The organism is Rhodopirellula maiorica SM1 (genome assembly GCF_000346295.1).
Taxonomy (GTDB): Bacteria; Planctomycetota; Planctomycetia; order Pirellulales; family Pirellulaceae; genus Novipirellula; species Novipirellula maiorica.
This window is the reverse complement of sequence record NZ_ANOG01000403.1, coordinates 1-1,592: the sequence shown is the minus strand read 5'-3', so window position 1 is coordinate 1,592 and position 1,592 is coordinate 1. Positions and strand designations below refer to the sequence as shown.

Below are 1,592 nucleotides of genomic sequence, written 5' to 3'. Positions count from 1 at the left end.
TGAAACGAAGCATGCGAAAGCTGTGCGGCGCGAGCCGCCCTCTTAGAGCGCGCGCGCCCGGCCGCTGACGCGTCGCGGCTCAACTCGCGTTCCGCTAGCGGATTTCGATCGCCATCGGCTCGGTCCACTGCTTTTGCTCGGCGGTGTAATACAAGTACGCTCGCGAGGCAGGACCGGTGTATTTGCCGGGGATCGCAGCGGTCACACCAAACGCGATGTCCTTGACCGCGTCGGGCTCGACGGTTCGCCAATAGAAGACGACCTCGCGTCCGTTAAGCTCGTAATAGTCGAACCGGCCCGCCTTTTTCAGCTCGTCCAACTGCTCGATCTGCGGTTCCAAACCGCCTGGCAGTCCAACGATCGCGACCGTCATCGGTTGACCTTCGTTGGTCGTATTGACTAGCGATGCCTTGACCGTCAACGAATCTCCTGCGGCGACATTACCATCGGCGTCAAACTCACCGGCGAGCTTCGTTGTCACCTTCACGGGGCACGCTTCCTCAGACTCTGGCGTGGTCGCGTTGTACGCGACATCGATGGTGTAGGACAAATTCTTGACGCCGTCAGCTCGCAATGTCAGTTCCACCGAGTCAGACTCGGCCAGCTTCGCTGCGATCGAATGCCCGAGTCCCGCGATCTCGACCGCCGAACCGCTACGAATGTCTTGCGGGATTTTTGCCTGACCAATCACCTTGCCATCAAGCATCACGCTCAATACTGCACCAGCAGAGCTGACGTCCTGCTGATTGGCATGGGTAATCAACGCCTTCAGCGCTAATACGGTCGCCTGCGTTGACCCAAAACCGCCGCTTCCCATTCGGTTGGCACGGATCCACGTAGCGGCTCCATCCGCGTTGGACTCGTACTTGGCGGCCTTGCTCCATGCCAATACGGCCAGCGCGGTCGTTTCCATCTTTCGCGACAAACCGCCGCTGGAAACCACCGTGGTCGCTCCCTCTAAATGCCCGTCTTCGTGCTGCAATTGCGTCAACCGATCGAGCAGTTTACGCCCTTCTTTGTTCCGATTGACATTCATCAGTGTCGCAGCCGACAACGAGATCAAGTACGGATCATTTGACGAATCGGCAACGCGAGCAAGTTGGTCGAGTTCTGCTTTCAATTCGTTCGCCGTCCGTCGCGATTGCCCCACCGCAACGTCGGCCTCGGAAATCGCCCACAACACATACGCATTCACGATTTGCTGCTCGACGGACCAAACATGCAGATGACGTGGATTCCGCTTGAAACCTCCTTTGCCATCGCGGCGGCCCATCAACCAGACTCGCGTTCGTGTGATCATTTCTTGGCTGACGTCCATCACTTTGGTCATGTCGTTGAACTGCATCAATCCAAACGCGGACAACGCTTCGTGGCCTGGATCGTTTCCGAACCATTCGTACCCCCGCTTTTCACACTCGAAACGGGTCAGTTTCCCGTAACCTCGTTCGAGCATCCCCATTGCACGTTGAGTGAAATCGGGATTACTCGTATCGGATTTCTGCATGTACAACAGCGCCATCGTGTTGGGATAATTGGTTGCCGAGGTTTGTTCGAAACAGCCATGCGGTTCTCGCAAGATGCTTTCGATTCCC

Annotated in this window: 1 protein-coding gene; it reads right to left on the bottom strand. The window is 57.0% G+C overall.

What is annotated here, in order from left to right; all coding sequences use genetic code 11:
* Window positions 1-94: 94 nt before the first annotated feature.
* On the bottom strand, window positions 95-1,592 hold a 1,498-nt coding region (locus RMSM_RS12990), incomplete at its 5' end, for a prenyltransferase/squalene oxidase repeat-containing protein (protein ID WP_040766238.1).